Source organism: Streptomyces sp. 71268 (genome assembly GCF_029392895.1).
Taxonomy (GTDB): domain Bacteria; phylum Actinomycetota; class Actinomycetes; order Streptomycetales; family Streptomycetaceae; genus Streptomyces.
The window spans coordinates 6,359,964-6,382,830 of the sequence record NZ_CP114200.1; the positions used below are offsets into that span (position 1 = coordinate 6,359,964).

Genomic DNA, 22,867 nt, shown 5'->3' on the forward strand with positions numbered 1-22,867 from the left:
GGTGGCTGCCTCCCGCGCCCCCGGGCGACAGTCCCCGCCCGTCCGTGACGGCCCCGCCTGCCCTGTGGCGACAAAGAGCCGTCACGGAATGCCGCAAACGCCCGTTACGGGAAGGGAACTCACGCACCCGACATGTGTGGGTCGTACACGGGTCAGCGGGCCGCCGTCCGTCACCGCTCCAATCGCCTGCGACCCACACGAGCCCAGGAGGGGCAGATGACGCACTCATCGTATGACGACCAGGTGGAGCGGGAGATACGGGCCGCGGCCGCGCACCTCGGACGCCGGCGGTTCCTCACGGTCACCGGCGCGGCCGCCGCGCTCGCCTTCGCCACCAACCTGCCCGGCACCGCGCAGGCCGCGTCGAGCACCTACGATGCCGCGCGCATCGCGGACAACCCGTTCACCCTCGGCGTCGCCTCGGGCGACCCGCGCTCCGACTCGGTGGTGCTGTGGACACGGCTCGCCCCGCGCCCGTTCGAGGTCGGCGGCGGCCTGCCGCGCAAGAAGGTCCAGGTGCGCTGGGAGGTGGCGCACGACGAGCGGTTCCGCCGGGTCGTGCGGCGCGGCACGACCAGCGCGTACGCCGAGTTCAACCACACCGTGCACGTCGAGCCGGCCGGGCTTGAGCCGGGCCGCACGTACTACTTCCGCTTCCGGACCGGCAAGTGGATCAGCGAGGTCGGTCGCACCCGCACCGCGCCCGCCGCCCAGGCCCGCGTCTCCGACCTGAGCTTCGGCCTCGTCTCCTGCCAGGCGTACCACGACGGCTACTTCACGGCCTACCGGCACCTGGCCGACGAGGACCTGGACGCCGTCTTCCACCTCGGCGACTACCTCTACGAGTACGCGGTGAACTCGGTCGGCGGCGCCCGCAACTACACCGACCGCACGCTGCCGGAGGTCTTCAACCGGGAGACCGTGAAGCTGGAGGACTACCGGCTGCGGTACGCCCTCTACAAGACCGACCCGGACCTCAGGGCCGCGCACGCCGCGCACCCCTTCATCGTCACCTGGGACGACCACGAGACCGAGAACAACTACGCGGACGACACCCCCGAGAACGACGTGCCGCCGGCCGAGTTCCTGATCCGCCGGGCCGCCGCGTACCGCGCGTACTGGGAGAACCAGCCGCTGCGCGCCCCGCAGCGCCCCAACGGCCCCGACATGCGGCTCTACCGGCGCCTCCAGTACGGGCGGCTGGCGCAGTTCGACATCCTGGACACCCGCCAGTACCGCTCCGACCAAGCGTACGGCGACGGCTGGCAGGTGCCGGGCCCCGAGTCGACCGACCCGTCGCGCACGATGACCGGCGCTGAGCAGGAGCGCTGGCTGATCGACGGCTGGCGCCGCTCGAACGCGGTGTGGAACGTCGTCCCGCAGCAGGTCACCTTCGCCGAGCGGCGCAGCACCGACAAGCCGGACTACAAGCTGAGCATGGACTCCTGGGACGGCTACCCGGCCTCCCGTGAGCGGGTGCTCGCCGGCGCCGAGTCCGCGGGCGTGGACAACCTGGTGGTCCTCACCGGCGACGTGCACGTGCACTACGCGTTCGACATCAAGCGCGACTTCGCCAAGCCCGACTCGCGCACCGTGGGCGTCGAGTTCGTCACCACGTCCGTCGCCAGCGGCAAGGACGGCGTGGAGAAGCCGGACAACTGGGACCGGTACATGAAGGCCAACCCGCACCTGAAGTTCTACAACGGCAAGCGCGGCTACGTGGCCCTCACGCTCGACGGCGAGCAGGCCCGCGCGGACTACAAGACCGTGCCCTACATCACCCGGCCGGGGGCCCCGATCCAGACCGTGGCCTCGTACGCCACCGAGGCCGGCAACCCGGGCCTGCACCAGGTCTGACCGGCCGGTCGAGCTGACCCCGGACGCGGGGCCCGCCCCCGTGCCCCCGCGACCGACTCACCCGTTCGGCGGATGCCCGTTGGCCGTGCCGGCCGCCTGCCCGTGTGCTGGAGGTATGGACGTCAACCCGATCGAAATGCAGAAGTGCCTGGGCGGGGTGCACTACCCCGCCTCCAAGCGCGAGATCGTCGACCAGGCCAAGGAACACGGTGCGAGCAAGGACGTCATGGGCGCCCTGAAGTCGCTCCCGGAAAAGGAGTACGACTCGCCCGCCGCCATCAACAAGGAAGTGGGTCAGCAGTAGCTGGAGCCGGCCGGACCCGGCCGGCCAGAGCAGGTGCCGGTGTCGCCTCGTGGGGCGACACCGGCACCTGCCCGTGCCTCCCGGCACTCCCGTCCCGCGCCGGCCCCGGCCCGCGTCGGCGGCGCGGTGGGTCGCCGATCGCGCGGCCGGCCCGGCTGAGCCGGGAATCACGTGTGGAAAGCGGCTGATTCGGCGAGGTCGGAGGCGTCCTCGTGACAACATGGTTAGGCCATCAAACGACTATGGAGTCACGCATGACGGACCCCGGCCCCCGCGCGGCCGAGCCCACCCACCACACCCCGACCTCCACTCCCGTCACCGTTCCCGACGCCCCCGCCGGCGTCGCCGACGCCCCGGCCGCCACCGCCGACCCCGTCATACCCGGGCGGCCGGCGCGCCCGGACCCCGCCGCCTCCACCCTGCCCGGCCAGCGCTCGTCCGGCCCGCACGGCACGACGGCGGACGCCAAGGCCGCGGCCGCCAAGGCGGCGGATGCCAAGGCCGCGGGCGCCGCGCCCGCCGCGCCGCACCTGGTCGCCCAGCGCCGCACCGGCCTGCTGGTCACCCTCATCCTCGGTGGTCTCACCGCGCTGCCGCCGCTGTCGATGGACATGTACCTCCCGGCGCTGCCCGAGGTCACCGACGCCCTGCACAGCCCGGCCGCCACCGTGCAGCTCACGCTGACCGCCTGCCTGGCGGGCATGGCCCTCGGCCAACTCGTCGTCGGCCCGATGAGCGACCGCTGGGGCCGCCGCCGGCCGCTGCTCATCGGCATGGTGATCTACGTGATCGCCACCGCCATCTGCGCGTTCGCCCCCAATGCCGAACTGCTCATCGCCTTCCGGCTGCTCCAGGGGCTGGCCGGCGCCGCGGGCATCGTGATCGCCCGGGCGGTCGTGCGCGACCTGTACGACGGGGTCGAGATGGCCCGTTTCTTCTCCACCCTGATGTTGATCTCGGGCGTCGCGCCGATCATCGCGCCGGTGATCGGTGGCCAGGTGCTGCGGCTCACCGACTGGCGTGGGGTCTTCGTCGTCCTCACCGTGATCGGCATCCTGCTCACCCTGGTGGTCTGGCGCCGCCTCGACGAGACGCTGCCGCCCGAGCGGCGGCACACCGGCGGTTTCCCGGAGACGATGCGCACCATGCGCGGGCTGCTCGCCGACCGCGTCTTCACCGGCTACACGCTGGCCGGCAGCTTCGCCTTCGCCGCGCTCTTCGCGTACGTCTCCGGCTCCGCCTTCGTCATCCAGGAGATCTACGGGGCCTCGCCGCAGACCTTCAGCCTGCTGTTCGGCCTCAACTCGATCGGCCTGGTCGCGGTCGGCCAGCTCAACGGCAAGGTGCTCGTCGGCCGGGTCAGCCTCGACAAGGCCCTGTCCGTCGGCATCGCGGTGATCATGCTGGCCTCGGTGGCGCTGCTGCTCATGGCCTGTGGCGTGTTCGGCACGGTGGGCCTGGTGCCGATGGCCACCGGACTGTTCGTGCTGATGTCCGCGATGGGGCTGGTGATGCCCAACACCAACGCGCAGGCCCTGATGCGCACCCCGCACGCCGCGGGCTCCGCCTCGGCGCTGCTGGGCACCACCTCGTTCCTGGTCGGCGCGATCGCCTCGCCGCTGGTGGGCATCGCGGGCGAGGACACGGCGGTGCCGATGACGGTGGTCCAGGTCGGCTGCACGTTCGCCGCCGCCGCCGCTTTCATGGGACTGTGCCGCCCATGGCAGCGCGCGACGAACAGCGACGAGACGGTGCGGGTCCAGCCCCCGGCGGCGGGCGGCCCGGCGAAGGACTGACCGGCCCGGCCGCGCACCGGGACCAGCTCACGGCGTTGACGCGCGAGGTGGCCGCGTTGCCGGCGGGCGAGCGGCCCTGGTGCGCGGGCGTCGTGGTGCTCGCCGGGCAGGGCGACCGCACGCTGGTCCACGAGGCGTTCGGCTGGGCGGTGCGGTACGGGGCGTACGACGAGGCGACCGACCGGGGCGTCGAGCTGCCGGTGGGGGAGCGGGTGCCGATGCGCCCCGACACCGTCTTCGACCTCGCCTCGCTGACCAAGCTGTGCACGGCCGTGGTGGCGGTCGGCGCGGCCGAGCGGGGCGCCATCGCGCTGGAGCGGCCGGCCGCCGCGTACGCCCCGGAGCTGACCGCCGCCGCGGCGCACGGCATCACCGTGCGCCAGCTCCTCACGCACACCTCGGGGCTGCGGCCCGAACTGCCGCTGTACGCGCTGCCCGCCGGCCCCGCCGACGACCCGGCCGCCGCCCGCTGGGCCGCGGTGGCCCGCGAGGCGCCGCTGACCGCGCCGGGCGGCCCGTACCGCTACTCGGACCTGAACATGCTGCTGCTCCAGCGGGTCCTGGAGCGCGCCACCGGGCGCCCGCTGGACGCGCTGGTCCGCGAGATGGTCACCGGGCCGCTCGGCATGCGCCGTACCCGCTTCGTCCCGCCCGCGTCCTGGCGGCCGGAGATCGCCGCGACCGAGGACCAGCGCCCGCCGTGGGGCAAGCTCGACCGGGGCCCGGTGCGCGGCGTCGTGCACGACGAGAACGCGTACGCGCTCGGCGGCGTGGCCGGGCACGCGGGGCTCTTCGCGCCGGCCGGGGACCTGGAGATCCTGTGCCGGGCCCTGCTGGCCGGCGGCGCCTACCGGGGCGCGCGCATCCTGTCGCCCGAGTCGGTGGCCGCGCTGCTCGCGCCGCCGGGGCTCGGCTTCGCGGTGGACCAGCCCTGGTTCATGGGGGAGCTGGCGGGGCGCGGCGCGGCCGGGCACACCGGGTTCACGGGCACCAGCCTGGTGCTCGACCGGGCCACCGGCGGCTACCTGGTGCTGCTGGCCAACACCGTGCACCCGCGGCGCCGGCCGGCCGACAACGGGCCGCGGGCCGCCGCCGCCACCCGGCTGGCCCGCGCGCTCGACGCGCGGCGGGCGGCCGGGCGCACGGACTAAACTCCACCGGATGCACGCCCCTCGCCCCGCCGCCCGCGCCCCCTTCGCGAGCCCCCTCACCGGCCACCCCGACGGCCCTGCTGACGGTCCTGCCGAGAGCCCTGTCGACAGCGCCGGGGGCGCCGCCGACGGCCCCGTCACCGGCGAGAGCCTGCGCACCGCGCTCGCCACCCTCCTGGACGGGCTGCCGCCCAAGCAGGCCGCGCAGGCCGTCGAGCGGCTCATCGCCACCTACCGGGGGCGCACCCCGACCGGGGCGCCGGTCCTGCGCGACCGCTCCGACGTGGTCGCGTACGCCGCGTACCGGATGCCCGCCACCTTCGAGGCGGTCCGGCACGCCCTCGGGGCGCTGCGCGCCGCCGCACCGCACTGGGTGCCCGCCAGCCACCTGGACATCGGCGGCGGCACCGGCGCCGCGACCTGGGCCACGGCCGCGACCTGGGCCGACGAGCGGCGAGTCGGCACCGTCTACGACTGGGCCGAACCCGCGCTCGCCCTCGGCCGCGAACTGGCCACGGACTCCGGGTCCGCCGCGCTGCGCGCGGTGCGGTGGCAGCGCCGCCCCATCGGCGCCGGCTTCACGCTGCCGGAACCGGCCGACCTGATCACCGTCTCGTACGTGCTCGGCGAGCTGACCGAGGCCGACCGGGAGACCGTGATCGACGCGGTGGCCGAGAGCGGGCGCGCCGTCGCGGTCGTCGAGCCGGGCACGCCGGAGGGCTACCTGCGGGTGCTGCGGGCCCGGGAGCGACTCGTCGCGGCGGGGCTGCGGGTGCTCGCGCCGTGCCCGCACAGCGACGCCTGCCCGATCGCCCCGGGCAGCGACTGGTGCCACTTCGCGGCCCGCGTCAGCCGCTCGTCGCTGCACCGCCAGGTCAAGGGCGGCTCGCTGGCGTACGAGGACGAGAAGTTCAGCTACGTGGTGGCGGCGCGGCCGGACGTGGCCGGGCGGGCGGCGGAGCACCGGGTGGTGCGGCACCCGCAGATCCGCAAGGGTCAGGTGCTGTTGGACCTGTGCGCGGCGGACGGCGAGCTGCGCCGCGAGGTGGTCACCAAGCGCCGCGGGACGCTCTACCGGGCCGCCCGCGACGTGGCGTGGGGCGACGGCTGGCCGCCCGAGCCGGACACGGAGCCGGATTCGGGGGAAGCCTGACCCACGCGGGCCGGGGCGACCCACCCGCGCGCGGTGCGGTGTCGCGGCGGGTCGGTCGCCGGGCGGGCCTGACGCGGGTACGCGAGGGTGTGCGCGGGTGCGCCCGCGCGCCAGACCAGCGGGGTCAGTGGATGAGGGTGAGGGAGATGAGGGCGAGGGTGCGGGGTTCGGCGGGAGAGGGCCCGCCGTGGGGTGCGCCGGGCCGGCGGCCGGGAGGCGTGGACCGGCGAGCGGCTACCGCAGCTCCTGGGTGCAGCACTTGACGCTGCCGCCGCCCTTGAGGAGTTCGCCGAGGTCGAGCCCGATCGGCTCGTAACCGCGCTCGCGCAGCGGCTCGAACAGGCCCACCGCCTCCTGCGGGAGCAGCACGTGGCGCCCGTCGCTGACGGCGTTGAGGCCGAACGCCGCCGCGTCCGCCTCGCTGGCCAGCAGCGCGTCCGGGAAGAGCCGGGCGAGCACGGCCTGACTGCCGGCGGAGAAGGCGCCCGGGTAGTACATGATGTCGGCGTCGGTGGAGTCGTCGAGCACGGCCAGCGCCGTGTCCAAGTGGTAGTAGCGGGGGTCGACGAGGTCGAGGCCGATGACCGGGCGGCCGAAGAACTCCTGGGCCTCGGGGTGGGAGAGCGGGCTGCTGCGGAAGCCCCGCCCGGCCAGCAGCAGGGTCGCGGTGACGGCGAAGTCGCCCTCGCCCTCGTTGATGTGCTCCGGCTCGTAGACGTCGGTGTAGCCGTGCGCGCGGAACCAGGCCGCGTGCGCCGCGGCCTCCGCCGTGCGCTCGGGGTGGGCGAAGCGGGCGCCGAGCACCCGCCCCTCGACCACGAGCGCGCCGTTGGCCGCGAACACCATGTCGGGTAGCGCGGGGTCGGGGGTCAGCTCCTCGACGGTGTGCCCGAGCGCGCGGTACCGGTCGCGCAGCACCTCCCACTGCGTGCGGGCGAGCGCGAGGTCCACGGGCTTGTTCGGGTCCATCCAGGGGTTGATGGAGTACGTGACCTTGAAGTGCGCGGGTGGGCACATCAGGTAGCGGCGCGGAGTCGCGCGGCGCTCAGACGTACGCAAAGAGGGCTCCTCCCGGTGGGGTGGCTACGCACGGATCGCGTGCGCACCAAAATCGTCCATCCTTATGGACCGCGGTACATGGACCGAACGGGCCATTTGCTGCTAGCCCGGGCTGACCCCTTGAGCGGCCGCTATGCACCGATATCACACCGAACGCAGCCCTTCACGCGCGGGCGATCGTGGGGCGGCTCCAAGCGACCGAGTGCGCCGGCGTACGCAGAGCGCGCTCACCGACCCGGCCGAGCCGGTCGCGGGCGCCCCGCGACACGCCGCGGGCCCGCGGCCGATGGTGGCCGCGGGCCCGCCCTCGAACGGTGGGTGCGAGGCTGGTGCTGCTGGTGCTGCTGGTGCCTGGTGTCGATGTCGATGCCGGCGCCGGGGGAGTGGCGTGGTGCCGGCCGTCCGGTGCCACGCGCGTGACGGCGGCGCGGGGCCCCGCCCGTGGGCCGCGGATCACGCGTCCGCGGCCCGGTTCTTCTCCTGGAGCTTGCGCAGCAACTCCCGCTTCTGCGCCATCGGGTCGAGGTCGCCCTGCGCGCCGCGCCGCCCGCGCCCGCCACGCAGGGCGGAGCGGGAGAGGTTGGCGCGGGTGCCGCCGACGCCGAGCATGCTTCCGGAACGTCCCTTGCTCATGGGGGTCTCCCTTTCGGAGTGCGAGGAATGGGGTACGAAGCGAGCGAGACGAGGCGTCTCGCATGCCGTCGAGTCTGCGCGAGACGTATCGTCTTGTCAAGACGATACGTCTCGCCTCGCGGTTGGTAGATTGCCCCCATGACCAAGAACATGGCCCGCAAGACGGCCCCCGACTCAAGTCGCCGCAGCGAGCGCTCGCGCCGCGCGATCCTGGACGCCGCCCTCGAACTCGTCGGCGAGGTCGGCTTCGGCAAGCTCACCATCGAGGCCATCGCCGCCCGCGCCGGGGTCGGCAAGCAGACGATCTACCGCTGGTGGCCCTCGAAGGCCGCCGTGCTCTTCGACTCCTTCCTGGAACAGAGCGGCGGGGCCGGCGCGGAGATCACCCTGCCCGACACGGGCGACCTCGCCGCGGACGCGAAGGACGTGCTGCGCGCCACCGTGGACACCATGGACGACCCCAAGTACGCGCTGCCCACCCGCGCGCTGGTCGCCGAGAGTCAGAACGACCCCGAACTCGGCGCGGAGCTGAACGCCCGGGTCCTCGAACCGCAGCTCGCCGCCTGGACCGGCCGGTTGCGTGCCGCGCAGGAGGCCGGCCAGATCTCCGCCGACGCCGATCTGCGGGTCGCCGTCGAAATGCTCGTCGGCCCGATCTTCCACCGCTGGTCGCTGCGGACCCTGCCGATGGACCACGCGTACGCGGACGCCCTCGTGGACCAGGTGCTGGGCGGCATCGCCACGCCCGCCGCTGCCGCCCCCGCCGCCCCCGCCGCCACCCCGGCCCCCCTAGCCCGGCGCGCTGGCCCGGCCCGCCGGCCCGCCCTGTCTCCTCTGCACGCCGGGCCGAGGCCCCGGTCCGAACCGTTCCGACCCGAACCGGTCCACCCCGGAACGGCCCGGTCGTAGATGGTCCGAGACGGTCCGATCCGTCGCGTGGGCCCGCCGCCTCCCGTGGGCGGCGGGCGTCGCGAGCGCGTCCGGGGCTGGCCCGTCGGCGGTGGCGGAACGCTCAGGGATGGCGTGCGGACGGCCAGCACGACGCCCCGAGTGATCATAAGCAAAACGCTAGGGCCAAAAATCGGGATTTGCCCGCTCTTCGCGCCGGGCACCGGGATAGTCTCTGCCGCCCCGGCTCCGCACTGCGGTCACCTGGGGCGCAGGATGGTGGCAGCATTGATCTCAGGACAGCGGCGAAGCGAGGGGATAGATGGAACGCAAAGGCAGGTTCTCCCAGTGGCTGCGCCGACCCCGGGGCGGCTCGGACCCGGCCGCGAGTGCCGGGGGCACGCGTGAGGATCTGCTGCTGGCCGCGGCGAGCGCCGGCCTCCCGCTCGCCCCCGCCGCGCACCCCGCCGGCTACCGGTGTTCGTGTGAGCGCGTCGGCTGTCCCACCCCGGCCCGACATCCCCTCTCGTTCGCCTGGCAGACCCAGGCGACCACCGACGTGGAGCGCGTCACGCACTGGCTGCGCACCCAGCCGGAGGCGAACTTCATCACCGCGACCGGCATCGCCCACGACGTGCTCGACGTGCCGGTCGACGCCGGTCGGCACGCCCTGGAGCGGCTCGGCGCCGCGGGCGTCGAGGTCGGCCCGGTCGCCACGTGCGACCCCGACCGGATGCTGTTCTTCACCGCGACCCGTGGCACCCCGGACGACGAGGACGAGTGGTGGCCCTGCGAGTTGGACTGCCACCCCGAGACCATGGACGAGCACCCCGGGCTGCGCTGGCACTGCCGCGGCAGCTACGTACTGGTGCCGCCGGCCCGGCTGCCGGGCGACGGGCACGTGGCCTGGCTCCTCGGCCCCGAGCGTCCGCTGCCCGACCCGCTCAGCCTGCTGGAGACGCTCACCGACGCGTGCGCCCTGTACGCGAGCGACGACGCTGAGCACGAGACGGCGGCCTGGCCGATCGGCCACTGAGCCCGCACCGCCCGCCGGCCCGGGTCACAGCTCACGGCCGGCCCGGGCGCGCGTCGTGCCCGGCGCTATTCGCCCTTGGCGGCCGTGACGCCTTCAAGCCGGTTGAGGAAGACCACCTCGCGCTCGGTGGCGCCCTTGGCCGGGACGCGCACGGAGGACTCGAAGACCCGGGTCAACGTGATCGCCTTGCGGACCTCGCCGGTCATGACCGCCTCCACGCGCTTGGGCGGGGTGGGCCGGAAGCCCTTGGCGGCGGTCTGCTTCTGACGGTGGTAGGAGGCGAAGAAGACCACGCCCCCGCCGTCCTTGGTGCGCAGCCCGACCGGGGCGAAGTCGCCGCCGTGCGCGGGGGTGTCGATGTACTCGGTCCAGTACTTCGGCGTGCGCACGTGCTTCTGCCGCTCCGCCCGCAGCCCGGAGGTCGCCGGCCCGTCCGCGAACTCGGTGCCCTTCCCCGTCATCAGGTAGTTCACGTACGCGGAGCTGAGCCGGTCCGGGCGTACCGTGAGCCCCGAGTCGGCGCCGGTGGGCACCGGCTTGGCGAACCCGTCGGCGTCGAGGGCGAAGTCGGGCACCTCGTCCTCGCTGAGCAGCGACAGGTAGGCGGCCCGCCACGGCTCGTCGGGCCCGCCCCGGGTGAACATCAGCATCCAGCGGTCGGTGCCCCGGTTGCTGTCCGCGTCGGCGACGAAGAACTTGGGCCAGCCCGCCTGCTTGGGGATGGTGAAGCGGGCGTTCTTGAACTCCAACGCGCCCACCCCCGGGTTGCCGTCCGGGTGCTCGGCCCGCTCGGCCGTCAGGTCCGCCCTGCCGATCGCGAGCAGCGGCCCCGTCTCGGCCTGGGCGATCAGCTTCGGATCGGCCGCGCGCCACGCCTTGTTGTACGTGTCGGTGAAGTGGCGGAGGACCTTCGGGGCCTCTTCCTCGCTCACCGCCGGGATCACCTCCCGCTCACCGTGCACCGTCATGCAGCCGGTCAGCGTCAGCAGCGCCGCGGTCGTCAGCGCCGTCAACCGCGGGCGGGGCAACCTTCCCATCATGGTGCTCCTGCTCCTTCGGGTGCGCCTCGCTCTGCACCGAGGACGCCACGAACGGCGCAACCCTATACGGGCGGGCCCGGGTCAGGCCCCCGGGGACCGGCCCGTCAGCCGAGCCGGGCGGCGGCCCCGGAGCCCCGGCCGTCGCGGCGGGGCACCACCAGCGGTACCCCGGTCCGTGGGTGCGGCAGCACCTCGACCGGCTGCCGGTAGACGGCCGACAGGAGTTCCTCGCCGAACACCTCGTCCGGCGGCCCGGCGGCCGCGATCCGCCCGCCGTGCAGCACGGCGGTGCGGTCCGCGTACGCCGCGGCCAACCCCAGGTCGTGCAGGACCACGACGACGGCGTCCCCCGCCGCGGCCCGCTCCCGGCACACCCGCAGCACCAACTCCTGGTGCCGCAGGTCCAGCGCGGCCGTCGGTTCGTCGAGCAGCAGCAGGGCGGTGCGTTGGGCCAGCACCCTGGCCAGCGCGGTACGGGCGCGTTCGCCGCCGGAGAGCGCGCCGAAGGGGCGGTCGGCGAACGCGGCCACCTCCGTGGTGACCATGGCCGCCGCCACCGCCGGGTCATCCTCGTCCTCCGCCGGCGTGCCCACCCACGGGGCGCGGCCCATCCGTACCACCTCCTCCACCGTGAACGGGAAGGACAGCGCGGCGGACTGGGGCAGCACGGACCGGCGCAGCGCCAACTCGCCCGCGCTCCAGTCGGCCACGGGGCGCCCGTCGACGCGTACGGTGCCCGCGGCCGGGGTCAGGTCGGCCGCGAGTGCGGACAGCAGCGTGGACTTGCCCGCCCCGTTCGGCCCGACCAGCGCGAGCACCTCGCCCGCGGTGACCCGCAGCGACACGTCGTCCAGCACCGTCCGGCCGCCGAGTACGACCCGCAGGCCGGACACCTCGGCCGCCACCTCGCCCGGCGCGGGGCGGCCCGGCAGCCGCCGGGCGCGGCCGGTCAGCCGGCCCGTCAGGGAGCGCACGCTCATGCCCAACCTCCTTGCTTGCGACGGGTCCTGCGCAACAGCCAGAAGAAGAACGGGCTGCCGAACAGCGCGGTGAGCACGCCGAGCGGTAGTTCGGCGGGTTGCGCGACGGTGCGCGCCGCGAGGTCGGCCGCGACCAGCACGACGGCCCCGCCCAGCGCGCTGCCCGGCACCAGGAACCGGTGCCCCGGGCCGGCGGCCATCCGCAGCAGGTGCGGTACGAGCAGTCCGACGAAGGTGATGATGCCCGCGACGGCGACCGCGGCGGCCGTCAGCAGCGCGACCAGCACCACGACGGCGACCCGCAGCCGCTCCACGTCCACGCCCAGGTGCCGGGCCGGGCGCTCGCCGAGGGCGAGCAGGTCCAGTTGGCGCGCGTACACCGGCGCGAGGACCAGGCCGGCCACAGCGCACGGCAGCACCGCGAGCACCTTGGGCCAGGTGGCCTGGGAGAGGCTGCCGAGCTGCCAGAAGGTGATCTGGGTGATCTGCGCGTTGTCGGCGAAGAAGATGAACAGGCCGATCAGCGCGCCGGCGAAGGCGTTGACGGCGATGCCGGTCAGGATCAGCGTCACCACCTCGGTCTTGCCGTCCGACCGCGAGAGCACGTACACGACCAGCACGGTCAGCAGCCCGGAGCCGAACGCGCAGGCGGTCACGGTCCAGTCGCCGAGGAAGGTGAGGCCGAGCGCGATGGCGCCCACCGCGCCCACGGCGGCGCCCGCCGAGATCCCGATCACCCCGGGCTCGGCCAGCGGGTTGCCGAACCCGCCCTGCATCAGCGCCCCCGCGCACCCCAGCGACGCCCCGACCAGCAGGGCGAGCACGACGCGCGGCAGCCGTACGTTCCACAGCACGCTCTCGCCGACCCGGTCCAGCGGCGCCCCGCCGAGCCCCACCCGGTGCAGCGCCGAGCGCGCGACGTCGCCGATGGGGATGTCGTACGCGCCGGTGCCCGCGGCCACCAGGCACAGCGTGACCAGCGCGACGACCAGCCCCCCGGTCAGCGCCGCCGCCCGCGCGCGGCGCCGCCCGGCCACCGTGGGGCTCGGCGGCCGCGTGATGGCGGACTCGGTCGACGATCCCGCCACGGGCTCCGCAGCCTTCACGGGCTCCAGAGCCTCTACTGGTTCCGGAGCCTCCGGGGGCGTGGCGGAGTCATGGCCTCGTGGGGACTTCTCCGTCCGAGGGGACCTCGGGGCGTGCGGGGGCTGGGAGGGCCCGGTCGAGAGCGTCACGCCGCGTCCTCGTACAACTGGTCCACGAGCGAGCGCAGCACCTGGTCGGTGCGCGGCCCGTAGTTGAGCAGCTTGCCGTCCTCGATGGAGACGACGCGGCGGTCCATCCCGGCCGGTGTCTCGGCGACGCCGGGCAGCTTGAGCAAACCGTCCACGCCGCCGACCGAGTCAAGTCCCTTGGACATCACGAGGATGGCGTCCGGGGCAGCCTTGGCCAGGGCCTCGCTGGTGATCGGCGTGAAGTCCTTCTCCAGGCCGGACTCCCGGCCGGCGTCCCGCGCGCCGGCCGCCTCAAGCAGCGAGCCGGCGCCCGAGTCGCGCCCGCCGAGCAGGTAGACCGCGGCCGAGCCGCGCAGGTACAGGAACGCCACCCGTGGGCGCTTGCCGTCGGCCGGGCGCTTGATGTCGGCCCGTACGGCGTCGATCCGGCGCTCGGTCCGCTCACGCAACTCCCGGCCCGCGTCCGGCACGCCGAGCGCGGCGGCGACCGCGTCGATGCGGGTGCCGACGTCTGCGAGTTCCTTCGCGGGGGCGAGGGTAATGAGCGGTACGCCCGCGTCGCGGATCTGGTCGATGGCCTCGGCCGGTCCGGTACTGGTGTCGGCCAGGACGACGGTGGGCTTCAGCGAGAGCACGTTCTCGGCCGACACGTCGTGCGCGCGCGTGACCACCGGCAACTTCCTGGCCTGCGCGAAGTCGGCGGTGACGTCGCGCCCGACCACCCGGTCGCCGAGTCCGAGGGTGAACACGATCTCCGAGAGCGAGCCGGTGAGCGGCACGATCCGGTCGGCGCTGGTCACGGTGGTGCGGTGACCGTCGGCCGAGTTGACGGTGGCCGGCAGGGTCGGGCTCGGCTTCTTCGCGAGCGGTTCCAGCGCTTCCGCTTGTGCCGCGGCGGCGTTCTTCCCGCCGCCCTTCCCGCCGCCCGAACCGCCGTCGGACCCGCCGCACCCGGCGAGCCCGAGCGCGAGCGCGAGGGTGACGGCGAGGGCGGGGACGATGCGCGGAAGGCGGGCGGATGGCCTCGCCGACTGCCGTTGCTGCACGTTTTCGCCTCTCTGTCGTCCTGCCGTCCACGGGGGCCGCCGGCCCCGGGGTTCCGACCAGGCCGAGCTGTAGCTTAGGTTAGCCTTACCTGCATCGCTACGTTTCGGGAGGGGCATCTGATGCTGCCAGCCAGACCCACCCGCGCCGGTGTGCTCGTGCTTCTCGCCGGGCTCCTCGGCGCGCTGTCACCGGTCACCGCCGCCCACGCGGCGGACCGCGCGGTCGCCGGCGGACGCCTGGACTGGGGCCTCAAGTCCTCCTTCCAGCGCTACGTCACGGGGCCCATCGCCCAGGGCAGTTGGAGCCTCCGGCAGGGCGCCGCCACGGTGGGCGAGAGCCAGTTCCGCTTCCACTCGGCCAAGGGCTCCTACGACCCGGACAGCGGCTCCTTCAGCGCCGCGTTCTCCGGCGGGGTGCACTTCGTCGGGCATCGCAAGCCGAGCGGCACGTACGAACTCGACCTGAGCCTCAGCCGGCTGACGGTGCGCACCTCGGGCAACGGCACCGGCACCCTGTACGCGGACATGGTGAGCCGGGCCAAGGGCACCGGCAAGGTGACCAGCGCCAGCCAGGTCCCGTTGGCGTCCCTCGACCTGTCCCGGGTGAACATGCGCGGCGGCGGCACCGCCGTCGTCCTCCAGTCCATCCCGGCCACCCTCACCGCGCGCGGCGCGCAGGCGTTCGCCGGCTACTACACGGCCGGCACCCCGCTCGACCCGCTGAACCTCTCGGCCGACATCGCGCCCGGCGCGACGGACGACAAGGGCGACAGCGGCGACAAGGGGGGCAAGCCCGGCCAGGACAAGCCCGAGGACGGCGCCAAGAGCGGGGACAAGGACGGGGACAAGCCCAAGACCGGCGACGAGGCCGACCGGGCCGGGGGCGCCGCGAGGATCGAGGACGCCGCCGTGGACTGGGGCGTGCGCCGCACCTTCCGGGAGTACGTCACCGGCCCCATCGCGAAGGGGCGTTGGAAGCTCACCGACGGGGCACGGGACGGCGGCGCGCTGTTCCGCTTCCCGGCCGGCAAGGGCGACTACGACCGCCGCACCGGGGCCCTGGACGCCACGTTCACCGGTCGTACGCACTTCACCGGGGCCCGTCTCGACCTCGCGCTGAGCGGCGTACGGGTCAAGGTCGCCGACGGCCGGGGCACCCTCGCGGCCGACGTGACCACCGACGGCGCCACCCGCCGCGGCGTGCCCCTGGTCACCTTCGACGCCACGGCGCTCAAGGCGCCCAAGGCCAAGGACGGCCTGGTCACGGTGGCGGAGGCGCCGACCAGGCTGACCCGGCAGGGCGCCGAGGCGTTCGGCGGGATGTACCGGGCCGGCACCGCGATGGACCCGCTCTCGCTGGCCGTGGCCACCGACGCGGACGCGACCCTGCCGCCCCTGCCGGACCTTGGCAGCGAGCCGACGGCCACGCCCTCGCCGGAGCCCTCGGCGACGGCGGTCGCGGCACCGGCCGACTCCGACGGCGGCCAGGCGGCCGACGACTCGGACGGGCCCTCCACGCCCGCGCTGGTGACCGGCGGCGCCGCGCTGCTCGCCGCCGTCGCCGCGGCCACCGTGCTCGTCGTCCGCAAGCGCCGCACCGCCGAGGCCACCACGCCGACCGACACCGACGGCGCGCCCGCCGGCGGTTGACCCCGGCGCCCCACGAGACCCGGCCCGCGCGGCCCCGCCGCGCGAGCCCCCCACCCCCCCCACGCGAGAGCCCCCGAGCGGGGCAGCCACGCGGCGGGCGACCGGCCCTCTCCGGGTTCGCCCGCCGCACGGCCCAGGCCAACCCGGCCCGTGCACGCCGGGCGCCGCCCACCACGCAACGGGTCCGGCCGCATCCCCCCGGCGGCCGGTCCCACCACCCATTCGAGGAGATGTCTGACGATGTCCGCCACCCACCCCGCACCCCGCGGACCGCGACGCACCACGGTCGCGCGGACCGCCGCCATAGCCACCGCCGCCGCGCTCGGCGCCGCCGCGCTGAGCCTGCCGGCGTTCGCCGCCGGCGACGACGGCGGCAAGCCGGCCGGCCCGCCGAAGCTGGAGCTGAAGAACGGCACCCTGGACTGGGGCGTGAAGGAGAGCTTCCGCAAGTACGTCGCCGGGCCCATCGCCGGCGGCAAGATCACCGTGTCGGACGGCGCGAAGCAGGCGGCGGGCAACGGGCCGTTCACCTTCGTCGACGGCGCGGGCACCTATGACACCGGCACGCACGCCGTCAACACCGCCTTCAAGGGCGCCGTCCGCTTCACCGGCCACGAGGAGAAGCTCGACCTCAGGCTGAGCGACCTCAAGCTGAGCACCGAGCGGACCAAGGGCGCGATCACGGCCGACGTCAGCTCCAAGGACATGAAGACCGGCAAGGTCACCAACAGCGACGACGTGCGGCTCGCCGACCTCGACCTGACCAACGTCCGGCCGGGCCAGGGCGCGGGCGGCGCGATGACCTTCGCCAACATCCCGGCCAAGCTGACCGAGGACGGCGCCAAGGCGTTCAGCGGCTTCTACGCGGCCGGCGACGACCTCGACCCGGCCACGCTCACGGTCACCCCCGGCGGCCCGGTCAAGCCGGAGCCGACGGACAAGCCCACGGACAAGCCGACCGACAAGCCCACGGACAAGCCCACCGACAAGCCGACGGACAAGCCGACCGACGAGCCCACGAACCGGCCGACGGACAAGCCGACCGACAAGCCGACGAACCAGCCCACCGACCAGCCCACGTCCAAGCCGACCAGCGACACCACCGAGCAGCCCGGCGTCAGCGGCGAGATCCACTCCGGCAACCTCGACTGGGGCGTCAAGGAGAAGTTCCGCAAGTACGTCACCGGGCCGATCGCGAGCGGCAAGGTCGAACTCTCCGGCGGCGCCAGGAAGCAGGGCGACGTCTACCGCTTCCCCGAGGGCAGCGGGAACTACGACGCGGACGCCAAGTCACTGGACGCCAAGTTCGCCGGCACGGTCCGCTTCACCGGCCACGCGGGCAAGCTCGACCTCAGGATCAGCGACCTGAAGGTCAGGGCGAACGGGGCCAAGGGCATCCTCGTCGCCGACCTGTCCTCCAAGGACATCAAGACCGGCAAGGTCACCCGCAGCGACGACCTGACGCTGGCCGACCTCAAGCTGCCCGCCGACGGCCTGACCGGCACCGACAAGGTGCTCTCCCTCAACAACGTCCCGGCCACCCTCACCGAGGACGGGGCCAGGGCGTTCGCGGGCTACTACGAGGCCGGCGAGGCGCTCGACCCGATCAACCTCGCCGTCTCGCTGGACAAGGACGCCAGCCTGCCGGGCGGCACCGCCGGCTCCGGCGGCACCTCGGGCTCCGGCACCGGCGGCTCGGGTGACACCGGCGGCACGGGCTCCGACACCGAGGCGTTCGGCACCGGCGGCGTGACCGGTGGCGACGGCGGTGGCGGCAGCACGGGCGGCTCCGGCTCGCTGGCCGCCACCGGCGCCGACGTGCCCACCGGCGTGCTGCTCGGCGCCGCCGGCGTGCTGGTCGCCGGCGGTGGCGCGGCGGCCTTCGCCGTCCGCCGCCGGGCGGCGGCCACCCCCGCCCAGGGCTGACCTCCCGCCGCCTGACGCGAGGCGAACCCACCCCCCACACCGCGCCCGCGCCCCCGGCCCCCAGCCGGTGGGCGCGGGCGCGCGGCTGCACCGCCGGGGCCGCCGCCGGGAAGCCACTCGCCCGAGGGTCGTCGCGGCGGTAGGGTTTTTACCGACAGGACGTCGGGAAGGCATTGACTTAGGCAAACCTAAGTAGACAGAATTGCCGGCGGGACCACCCACGAAGCGGGTGTCTCCCGTGTTCTCGGCTTCTCATGTCGCTTTTCGGCATGCAAGGCCCGCTCGCTCTCGTCCCATCGGCACCCGGAGGTCCGTCTTGGACGCCGCACCCGCACCCGAGCCGTTCTCCACGGTCATCCGCACCGCCTCGCACGCGCAGCACACCGAGGCCGAGACCTCGATGTTCATGAGCGCCATGCTCGGCGGCCAACTCGGCGTGACCGCCTTCCGGCGGTACACGGAGCAGCTCTGGTTCGTCTACCGGGCCCTGGAGAGCGCCCCGGCCACGCTGGCCGACGACCCGGTGGCGGGCCCGTTCATCCGGCCCGAGCTGGCACGTACGGCGGAGCTCGAACGCGACCTCGCCTTCCTCGGCGGCCCCGACTGGCGCGCGGGCCTGGAGCCGCTGCCCGCCACCGCGGCGTACGCGGAGCGGGTTGAGGAGTGCGCGCGGCGGTGGCCCGGCGGGTTCGTCGCCCACCACTACACGCGCTACCTCGGCGACCTCTCCGGCGGCCAGATCATCCGCGGCACCGCGGAGAAGACCTGGGGCTTCGAGCGCAAGGGCGACGGCGTGCGGTTCTACGTCTTCGAGGAGATCGGCAACCCGGCCGCGTTCAAGCGCGAGTACCGGGCGCTGCTCGACGCGCTGCCGGTGGACGACCTGGAGAAGCAGCGCGTTATCGAGGAGTGCAAGCGGGCGTTCGCGCTGAACACCGGGGTCTTCCGGGAGCTGGGCGAACTCTTCGGCACCGACGGCCCGGGCGCGCTCAGCGCCTGAGCGGGTCCGCCCGCCCACGACGCGAGCCCGCCACCCCGGCAGTGGGGTGGCGGGCTCGCGTCGTGGTGGTCGTACAGGCCGTCGTGGCCCGTCGGACCGGTGTCGCCCCGGGGTCAGGGCAGCGTAAGGATGTCCGCTCCGGTCTCGGTGACCACGAGCGTGTGCTCGAACTGGGCGGTGCGCTTGCGGTCCTTGGTGACCACGGTCCAGCCGTCGTCCCACATGTCGTACTCGTGCGTCCCCAGGGTCAGCATCGGCTCGATGGTGAACGTCATGCCGGGCCGGATCTCGGTGGTGTGGTGCGGGCTGTCGTAGTGCGGCACGATCAGGCCCGAGTGGAACGACGTGTTGATGCCGTGCCCGGTGAAGTCCCGCACCACGCCGTAGCCGAAGCGCTTGGCGTACGACTCGATGACGCGCCCGATGATGTTGATCTGCCGACCCGGCTTGACGGCCTTGATGGCCCGTGCCAGCGACTCCCGGGTGCGCTCCACGAGCAGCCGCGACTCCTCGTCCACGTCGCCGCACAGGTAGGTGGCGTTGTTGTCGCCGTGCACGCCGCCGATGTACGCGGTGATGTCCAGGTTCACGATGTCGCCGTCGCGCAGCACGGTCGAGTCGGGGATGCCGTGGCAGATGACCTCGTTGACCGAGGTGCACAGCGACTTGGGGTACTTGCGGTAGCCGAGCGTGGACGGGTACGCGCCGTGGTCGCAGAGGAACTCGTGCGCGACCCGGTCGAGTTCGTCCGTGGTGGTCCCCGGCACGATGTGCCGCGCGGTCTCTTCCAGCGCCTGCGCGGCGATGCGCCCGGCGACCCGCATCCGCTCGATCGTCTCGGCGTCCTGCACCTCGGGACCGGTGTACGGGGTGGGGGCGTCCTTGCCCACGTATTCCGGCCGCGGGATGGCGGCGGGGACGGTGCGGAGGGGGGAGAGCTGCCCCGGGACTAGAAGCGACTGGCCAGACATGCCAGCGAGTGTATCCAGGACGCATCGGGCACCATGGCGGCAAGTGAGCCAGCACACGTGAACGCGGTGCGGTGGAGACAGGTGAGGAAGGCGAGGCACAGATGGCGCTGTTCTCGAAGGGCACGCCCGGCAAGCCCGGCGAGTGGTACTACTGCGTGCGCCACGGACGCGTGGAGGAGGGCCCCGAGTGCCGGGCGGCCGACCGGCTGGGCCCGTACGCCACCCGCGAGGAGGCGGCCCAGGCGATCGAGCACACCCGGGACCGCGAGCGCGACTGGCAGAACGACCCCCGCTGGAACGACTAGCGTCCGCGCCGGCGCCACGCGACTTGGCCCATGATCCTGGCCCGAACTTGGACCACGGGACGGGCCAAGGCCGCGACTAGCGTCGTCCTCGTGAGCAGCGCGGGGACCAGCTCGCTGCGGGGAGGAGAGTGACCATGAAGGCGATCAGGGTGCGCGACCGGGCGGCCGGGACGGGCGGGCTGGTGTACGAGGAGGCCCCGTATCCGCACGCGGCCGAGAACGACGTCGTCGTCCGGGTGCACGCGGCCGGCTTCACGCCCGGCGAACTGGAGTGGCCGGGCACCTGGACGGACCGCGCCGGCCGCGACCGCACGCCCTCCGTCCCCGGCCACGAGGTGTCCGGTGTGGTGGCCGAGCTGGGGTTCGGCACCACGGGCCTCACCGTCGGCCAGCGGGTGTTCGGGCTGACCGACTGGACGCGCGACGGCACGCTGGCCGAGTACGTGGCCGTGGAGGCCCGCAACCTGGCGCCGCTGCCGGCGTCCGTCGGCCACCTGGAGGCCGCGGCGCTGCCGATCTCCGGGCTCACCGCCTGGCAGGGACTCTTCGACCACGGGCGGTTGGTGGCCGGGCAGAGCGTGCTGATCCACGGCGCGGCCGGCGGGGTCGGCAGCGTCGCGGTCCAACTCGCCCGCGAGGCCGGGGCGCGGGTGGTCGCCACCGGCCGCGCCCGGGACCGGGCCACGGCCCTGGAACTGGGCGCCGACGTCTTCGTCGACCTCGACGGCGAGCCGAACGGCGGGCGGGACGGCGGGGGGCGGGCCGGGCGGCGGGCGCGGCGGCGCGGGTGGCCAACTGGCGGACGCCGGCCCGGTGGACCTGGTCCTCGACGTGATCGGCGGTGAGGTGCTCGAACGCTCGGCCCGGCTGGTGCGGCCCGGCGGCACGCTCGTCACGATCGCCGCGCCGTCCACGGTGCGCCCCGAGAACGGTCGGACGGTCTTCTTCGTCGTCGAGCCTGACCGGTACCGCCTGGCCGATCTCGCGCGACGGGTCCAGGACGGGCGGCTGCGGCCACTGGTGGGCCCGGTCTACCCGCTGGCCGAGGCCGCCGCCGCCTTCACCGCCCGGCGCGCGACCCCCGGAAAGCCCCTGATCCAGGTCGCCGACGCGCCGCCGGAGGACTGAGGCCACGCCGCGTGGGCGGGCCCGGTGAGCGGTCGGCGCGGACCCGGCCTACGGGTTCGCGGTTTGGCGAGAGGTGGTCCGGTTCGCGCGGCCGACGGCGCGGCCCACCGCGTTGCGCACCGCGAGGCCCGGCCGGGTGCGGGGCACCATGAGCCTGGAGAGCGGACCGACGCGTCGCTGTCGCGGGCCCACCTCGCGGCGGAGCCGCGCCTCGTAGGCGGCGAAGGCGCGGGCGTGGTCGCCGGGGTGGGCGGCGAGCTCCTCCGCGAGGGCGTACGCACCTGCCATCGCCATGCTGGACCCGTCGCCCAGCAGGGCTGTCGCCGCCGCCGCGTCCCCGAGCAGGACGACCCGCCCACGGGACCACGAGGGCATCCGGACGGTGGTCAGGGGGTCGAAGAACGGAGCCGGGTGGTCGAGGAACGCCGCCACGAACTCCGGTGCCCGCCACCGCACGTCGGCGTAGGCGTCGGCCACGGTCTGCTTGTGACGGGCGATGTTCTTGCGGTCGTGGGGCGCTGCCTGTGCGGCCCGGAAGGTGAAGATCGCGAGCGGAGTGGTCCGCGAGGGGTGGAGGACCAGCATCCGGTTCGGCACGGTCAGCATCGTCATCTCGCTCGGGTCCTCGACGGCGTCGGGTTCCAGCGGGACGGTCGCGCCGTACAGGCCCAGGTCGCTCACGAACTGCCGCTCGGGCCCGAACACCAGGCGCCGTACGGTGGAGTGCATCCCGTCGGCTCCGACGACCAGGTCGAAGCGCCGTGGCGCGGACCGCCGGAAGGTGACGTCAACTCCCCCTGCGTCCTGGGCGAGGGCGGTGACGGTGTCGTCGAACAGGAACTCGGCCTCGGCCCGCGCCGACCGGTGAAGCACCTCGGACAGGTCGGCCCGGGTCACCTCGACCGTCGGCGCCTTGTCCGAGGTGACCGGGAGTCGCAGGACGCGCCTGCCGCCGGGGTCGAGCAGGGTCAGTGACCGATTGCGGGTGGCGAGCTCGCGGAGCCGCGGAAGGACGCCCATGCGGTCGGCGACCGGGATCGCGGGCCCCTTCACGACGATCGCGCTACCGCCGGAGCGCAGTTGCCGGGCGTGTTCGACGACCGTCGGCCGGTAGCCGTTCCGGGAGAGCCAGTACGCGAGTGCGGGCCCCGCGATTCCGGCACCGACTATCAGCACCTCGGGCTTCTGCATGACGATGACCTCTCGGAGTGTCGATGACCAGGTTCCCCGGCGAGTGCGGCCCTGGTCTCAGGGAGCGGAGGCACGGGGGAGCATGGTCGAGTAGGTACGAAGAATTTCGTACCTCAGTGGAGCACACCTTTCAGGTACGATTCAAGTCGTACCTGGAGGAGGTGCCGCGTGGCCGGGAAGAACCTGGTCGGCCCGGAGGCCGACGCACTCGATCTGGGCGCGGTGTTTCGCGCCCTCGCCGACGAGCACCGTCGTTCGGTGATCACCCGGTTGGCCGCCGACCGCAGCGACAGCGAGCGGGGCTGTAACTCGTTCGACCTTCCGATCTCGAAGCAGACCCAGACCCACCACTTCCGCGTCCTGCGCGAGGCGGGTCTCGTCGACGAGATCGACTACGGCAACCGCAAGGGCATCCGACTACGACGCGCGGACATCGAGAGGCGATTCCCCGGGCTGCTCGCGCTCCTGGGAGCGGAGTCCCCGGGTGGTACCGCTCCTCACTGAGCGCGGACGGGCAC

At 74.0% G+C, this 22,867-nt stretch carries 19 protein-coding genes and 2 pseudogenes; 13 read left to right on the plus strand and 8 right to left on the minus strand.

Going from position 1 to position 22,867, the window contains the following annotated elements; translation table 11 throughout:
* The first annotated feature begins 216 nt into the window (after positions 1 to 216).
* From OYE22_RS25305 to OYE22_RS25325, 5 genes are all read left to right on the plus strand, one after another.
* Entirely contained in the window at positions 217 to 1,857 is a 1,641-nt protein-coding gene (locus OYE22_RS25305; protein ID WP_277322541.1) for an alkaline phosphatase D family protein, read from the plus strand.
* Positions 1,858 to 1,972: 115 nt separating this feature from the next.
* Positions 1,973 to 2,161 carry a DUF2795 domain-containing protein gene (locus tag OYE22_RS25310; protein ID WP_277322542.1) on the plus strand — a complete coding sequence of 63 codons (189 nt, stop codon included), beginning with the start codon at positions 1,973 to 1,975 and terminating at the stop codon, positions 2,159 to 2,161.
* A 254-nt stretch (positions 2,162 to 2,415) separates the two neighbouring features.
* Positions 2,416 to 3,957, plus strand: a complete 1,542-nt coding sequence (locus OYE22_RS25315) for a Bcr/CflA family multidrug efflux MFS transporter (RefSeq protein ID WP_277322543.1) — start codon at positions 2,416 to 2,418, stop codon at positions 3,955 to 3,957.
* Positions 3,882 to 5,108, plus strand: a complete 1,227-nt coding sequence (locus tag OYE22_RS25320) for a serine hydrolase domain-containing protein (protein ID WP_348652244.1) — start codon at positions 3,882 to 3,884, stop codon at positions 5,106 to 5,108. Before OYE22_RS25315 ends, OYE22_RS25320 begins: the two co-directional genes overlap by 76 nt.
* A 10-nt stretch (positions 5,109 to 5,118) precedes the next feature.
* Positions 5,119 to 6,261 carry a small ribosomal subunit Rsm22 family protein gene (locus OYE22_RS25325; RefSeq protein WP_277322544.1) on the plus strand — a complete coding sequence of 381 codons (1,143 nt, stop codon included), beginning with the start codon at positions 5,119 to 5,121 and terminating at the stop codon, positions 6,259 to 6,261.
* A gap of 234 nt (positions 6,262 to 6,495) precedes the next feature.
* On the opposite strand, the gene ddaH is transcribed toward OYE22_RS25325, so the two are convergent.
* Together ddaH and OYE22_RS25335 are read right to left on the minus strand one after the other, a co-directional pair.
* A complete protein-coding gene (ddaH, locus tag OYE22_RS25330; protein ID WP_348652245.1) occupies positions 6,496 to 7,320 on the minus strand; it encodes a dimethylargininase in 825 nt (274 codons plus the stop codon).
* A gap of 453 nt (positions 7,321 to 7,773) precedes the next feature.
* Positions 7,774 to 7,953, minus strand: coding sequence for a DUF6243 family protein (locus tag OYE22_RS25335; protein ID WP_277322545.1), 180 nt, complete (start codon positions 7,951 to 7,953; stop codon positions 7,774 to 7,776).
* Positions 7,954 to 8,103: 150 nt separating this feature from the next.
* Here OYE22_RS25335 and OYE22_RS25340 point away from each other — a divergent pair.
* Both OYE22_RS25340 and OYE22_RS25345 read left to right on the plus strand, forming a co-directional pair.
* Positions 8,104 to 8,694, plus strand: a pseudogene (locus OYE22_RS25340) (TetR/AcrR family transcriptional regulator); the annotation flags it as partial.
* A 469-nt stretch (positions 8,695 to 9,163) separates the two neighbouring features.
* Positions 9,164 to 9,877 carry a bifunctional DNA primase/polymerase gene (locus tag OYE22_RS25345; protein WP_277322546.1) on the plus strand — a complete coding sequence of 238 codons (714 nt, stop codon included), beginning with the start codon at positions 9,164 to 9,166 and terminating at the stop codon, positions 9,875 to 9,877.
* A gap of 65 nt (positions 9,878 to 9,942) precedes the next feature.
* Here the strand turns inward: OYE22_RS25345 and OYE22_RS25350 are convergent, their stop codons facing one another.
* The 4 genes from OYE22_RS25350 to OYE22_RS25365 form a co-directional block, all read right to left on the minus strand.
* Positions 9,943 to 10,917: a hypothetical protein gene (locus OYE22_RS25350; RefSeq protein ID WP_277322547.1), complete on the minus strand. Its 975-nt coding sequence runs from the start codon at positions 10,915 to 10,917 to the stop codon at positions 9,943 to 9,945.
* 104 nt (positions 10,918 to 11,021) lie between these two features.
* Positions 11,022 to 11,897, minus strand: coding sequence for a heme ABC transporter ATP-binding protein (locus OYE22_RS25355; protein ID WP_277322548.1), 876 nt, complete (start codon positions 11,895 to 11,897; stop codon positions 11,022 to 11,024).
* The gene (locus OYE22_RS25360) at positions 11,894 to 12,934 is read right to left on the minus strand and encodes an iron ABC transporter permease (protein ID WP_277324314.1); all 1,041 of its coding nucleotides are present in this window, start codon (positions 12,932 to 12,934) and stop codon (positions 11,894 to 11,896) included. The genes OYE22_RS25355 and OYE22_RS25360 overlap by 4 nt, the downstream gene beginning before the upstream one ends.
* Before the next feature lie 194 nt (positions 12,935 to 13,128).
* Entirely contained in the window at positions 13,129 to 14,178 is a 1,050-nt protein-coding gene (locus OYE22_RS25365) for an ABC transporter substrate-binding protein (protein WP_277322549.1), read from the minus strand.
* Positions 14,179 to 14,298: 120 nt separating this feature from the next.
* On the opposite strand from OYE22_RS25365, the gene OYE22_RS25370 reads away from it, so the two are divergent.
* From OYE22_RS25370 to OYE22_RS25380, 3 genes are all read left to right on the plus strand, one after another.
* Complete coding sequence (locus OYE22_RS25370) at positions 14,299 to 15,828, plus strand: HtaA domain-containing protein (RefSeq protein WP_277322550.1); 1,530 nt, start codon at positions 14,299 to 14,301, stop codon at positions 15,826 to 15,828.
* A gap of 240 nt (positions 15,829 to 16,068) precedes the next feature.
* Entirely contained in the window at positions 16,069 to 17,754 is a 1,686-nt protein-coding gene (locus tag OYE22_RS25375) for an HtaA domain-containing protein (RefSeq protein WP_277322551.1), read from the plus strand.
* Positions 17,755 to 18,070: 316 nt separating this feature from the next.
* A complete protein-coding gene (locus OYE22_RS25380) occupies positions 18,071 to 18,754 on the plus strand; it encodes a biliverdin-producing heme oxygenase (RefSeq protein WP_277322552.1) in 684 nt (227 codons plus the stop codon).
* Between the two features lie 113 nt (positions 18,755 to 18,867).
* On the opposite strand, the gene map is transcribed toward OYE22_RS25380, so the two are convergent.
* Positions 18,868 to 19,725: a type I methionyl aminopeptidase gene (gene map, locus OYE22_RS25385; protein WP_176161325.1), complete on the minus strand. Its 858-nt coding sequence runs from the start codon at positions 19,723 to 19,725 to the stop codon at positions 18,868 to 18,870.
* Positions 19,726 to 19,826: 101 nt separating this feature from the next.
* On the opposite strand from map, the gene OYE22_RS25390 reads away from it, so the two are divergent.
* Together OYE22_RS25390 and OYE22_RS25395 are read left to right on the plus strand one after the other, a co-directional pair.
* The gene (locus OYE22_RS25390; protein ID WP_176165987.1) at positions 19,827 to 20,030 is read left to right on the plus strand and encodes a hypothetical protein; all 204 of its coding nucleotides are present in this window, start codon (positions 19,827 to 19,829) and stop codon (positions 20,028 to 20,030) included.
* A gap of 134 nt (positions 20,031 to 20,164) precedes the next feature.
* Positions 20,165 to 21,158 (plus strand): annotated as a pseudogene (locus OYE22_RS25395) (NADP-dependent oxidoreductase).
* 48 nt (positions 21,159 to 21,206) lie between these two features.
* On the opposite strand, the gene OYE22_RS25400 reads toward OYE22_RS25395, so the two are convergent.
* Positions 21,207 to 22,349, minus strand: coding sequence for an FAD-dependent monooxygenase (locus tag OYE22_RS25400; protein ID WP_277322553.1), 1,143 nt, complete (start codon positions 22,347 to 22,349; stop codon positions 21,207 to 21,209).
* Between the two features lie 168 nt (positions 22,350 to 22,517).
* On the opposite strand from OYE22_RS25400, the gene OYE22_RS25405 reads away from it, so the two are divergent.
* Positions 22,518 to 22,853 carry a helix-turn-helix domain-containing protein gene (locus OYE22_RS25405; protein WP_277322554.1) on the plus strand — a complete coding sequence of 112 codons (336 nt, stop codon included), beginning with the start codon at positions 22,518 to 22,520 and terminating at the stop codon, positions 22,851 to 22,853.
* The last annotated feature ends 14 nt before the right edge of the window (positions 22,854 to 22,867 follow it).

Excerpts from the sequence above, each read along its gene's own strand:
- OYE22_RS25370 (WP_277322550.1), top strand. The coding sequence starts at position 14,299 with ATGCTGCCAGCCAGACCCACCCGCGCCGGTGTGCTCGTGCTTCTCGCC.
- OYE22_RS25320 (WP_348652244.1), top strand. The coding sequence starts at position 3,882 with ATGGCAGCGCGCGACGAACAGCGACGAGACGGTGCGGGTCCAGCCCCC.
- OYE22_RS25355 (WP_277322548.1), bottom strand. The coding sequence starts at position 11,897 with ATGAGCGTGCGCTCCCTGACGGGCCGGCTGACCGGCCGCGCCCGGCGG.
- OYE22_RS25305 (WP_277322541.1), top strand. The coding sequence starts at position 217 with ATGACGCACTCATCGTATGACGACCAGGTGGAGCGGGAGATACGGGCC.
- OYE22_RS25350 (WP_277322547.1), bottom strand. The coding sequence starts at position 10,917 with ATGATGGGAAGGTTGCCCCGCCCGCGGTTGACGGCGCTGACGACCGCG.
- OYE22_RS25310 (WP_277322542.1), top strand. The coding sequence starts at position 1,973 with ATGGACGTCAACCCGATCGAAATGCAGAAGTGCCTGGGCGGGGTGCAC.
- OYE22_RS25375 (WP_277322551.1), top strand. The coding sequence starts at position 16,069 with ATGTCCGCCACCCACCCCGCACCCCGCGGACCGCGACGCACCACGGTC.
- OYE22_RS25345 (WP_277322546.1), top strand. The coding sequence starts at position 9,164 with ATGGAACGCAAAGGCAGGTTCTCCCAGTGGCTGCGCCGACCCCGGGGC.
- OYE22_RS25390 (WP_176165987.1), top strand. The coding sequence starts at position 19,827 with ATGGCGCTGTTCTCGAAGGGCACGCCCGGCAAGCCCGGCGAGTGGTAC.
- OYE22_RS25335 (WP_277322545.1), bottom strand. The coding sequence starts at position 7,953 with ATGAGCAAGGGACGTTCCGGAAGCATGCTCGGCGTCGGCGGCACCCGC.
- OYE22_RS25315 (WP_277322543.1), top strand. The coding sequence starts at position 2,416 with ATGACGGACCCCGGCCCCCGCGCGGCCGAGCCCACCCACCACACCCCG.
- OYE22_RS25325 (WP_277322544.1), top strand. The coding sequence starts at position 5,119 with ATGCACGCCCCTCGCCCCGCCGCCCGCGCCCCCTTCGCGAGCCCCCTC.
- map (WP_176161325.1), bottom strand. The coding sequence starts at position 19,725 with ATGTCTGGCCAGTCGCTTCTAGTCCCGGGGCAGCTCTCCCCCCTCCGC.
- OYE22_RS25400 (WP_277322553.1), bottom strand. The coding sequence starts at position 22,349 with ATGCAGAAGCCCGAGGTGCTGATAGTCGGTGCCGGAATCGCGGGGCCC.